Source organism: Endozoicomonas sp. ONNA1, from assembly GCF_024606325.1.
In the GTDB taxonomy this organism is placed as follows: domain Bacteria; phylum Pseudomonadota; class Gammaproteobacteria; order Pseudomonadales; family Endozoicomonadaceae; genus Endozoicomonas_A.
This window is the reverse complement of the sequence record NZ_JAHHPN010000051.1, coordinates 1-1,439: the sequence shown is the minus strand read 5'-3', so window position 1 is coordinate 1,439 and position 1,439 is coordinate 1. Positions and strand designations below refer to the sequence as shown.

At 50.1% G+C, this 1,439-nt stretch carries 2 protein-coding genes; both read left to right on the top strand.

From position 1 onward, the window contains the following. Nucleotides 1-802 (top strand): ankyrin repeat domain-containing protein (locus KDK19_RS01210; protein WP_257291172.1); only part of this gene is annotated, 802 nt, incomplete at its 5' end. A 266-nt stretch (nt 803-1,068) separates the two neighbouring features. Further along, nucleotides 1,069-1,439, top strand: a 371-nt coding sequence (locus KDK19_RS01205; protein ID WP_257291171.1) for a hypothetical protein, incomplete at its 3' end; no start/stop codon positions are given.

The following is a 1,439-nucleotide window of genomic DNA, read 5'->3' as shown; positions in this document are numbered from 1 at the left end:
TGAATCTCACCCGGATACATTTTTCCCCGATCAGGCGTTTTATCGTGCCTGTTTTTACGGGGATTTGGATCAGGTGGAGAAGTCACTGGCAGAAGAAGTCAATGTTAATACCGTTATAAATGATGGCCTCACTGCCTTGATGATGGCATCCAGTCAGGGGCACAAGAACATTGTCGAACGCCTGATCAACGCCGGGGCGAATATCAGCGCTGCCTGCTCGACTGGTGGAAACGCACTGTTTTTCGCTGCCCAGAATAATAAACCCGAGTGTGTGAAACTCCTGATCAAAGCCAAGGCGGATCTCAACGCCAACTGTAGGGATGGCGTCACCCCGCTGTTCATCGCTGCTCAGCAAAATTGCACTGACTGCCTAAAAATCCTGATCAACACCGGGGCAGATCTCAACGCTTCCCGGACTTCGGATGGCGCCACCGCACTGTTAATAGCAGCCTGGTTGGACAATACCGAATGCGTGAAACTCCTGATCGAAGCCAAGGCGGATCTCAACGCCCGGACTAAGGATGGCTTCACCGCGCTGTCCATCGCTGCAGATATGGGTAATATTGACTGCGTGACAGCCCTGGTCGAAGCCAAGGCAGATGTCAACGCCGCCTTGTCGGATGGCTCCACCCCACTGTTAATCGCAGCCAAGAGAGGCAGTATCGACTGCGTGAAAATCCTGATCAACGCCGGGGCGGATCTCAACGCCCGGACTCATAATGGCTTCATCCCCCTGCTCATCGCTGCCAATATGGGCCATACCGACATAGTGACAGCCCTGGTCAAGGCCAGGGCAAGGTAGGGAACAAAAGAAAGGCGTTATGTCATCGAGTAAACACGGTTTTCTGTGCTCCCATCTTCAGAGTGTTTGAAATGGGTGATTATTTAGTCACAGCAAACTTTACAGTCATAGAGAAAGTGAAGTGGGATCACTTTCACCTCAGCAGCATAGTTTATGGGGCAGGGCTGAATGCTTCTCCGGGGCAGTTGAGAGAACGGTTAACTGCCTGACTTGCGTTATTTTCCTGATCTATCCTTCCTCTCTGTACACCAGAATCCAAGGGTAGAATGATTAAACACCCACTCTTTGCAGCACCACTGTTACTCATGTCATTGTCTGTCGTCTGTCAGGCTCAACCGTTGACCAGGCGTTTTGTTGTCGAGCTTGAACAGAAAGCAGGTGCTCCAAGCCAGAATGTTTTTATAAAACCTGACCAGCACACACTGTCGTGCACCTTGTCAGACATTGCTCACACAAAGGGCTATGCAGGATCGGATTTATCGTCTGATGAGAAACAAGACAGACTAAACGGCTACGAGCTAAAAACGACCATCAATGAATCGATTTCATGGCCATGGCTTTACATCAATCATCTACTGGTGAGTTACGAACTGATCCAGACCGCCAAAAATACCCCACTCAGCTCCACCTCTTATTC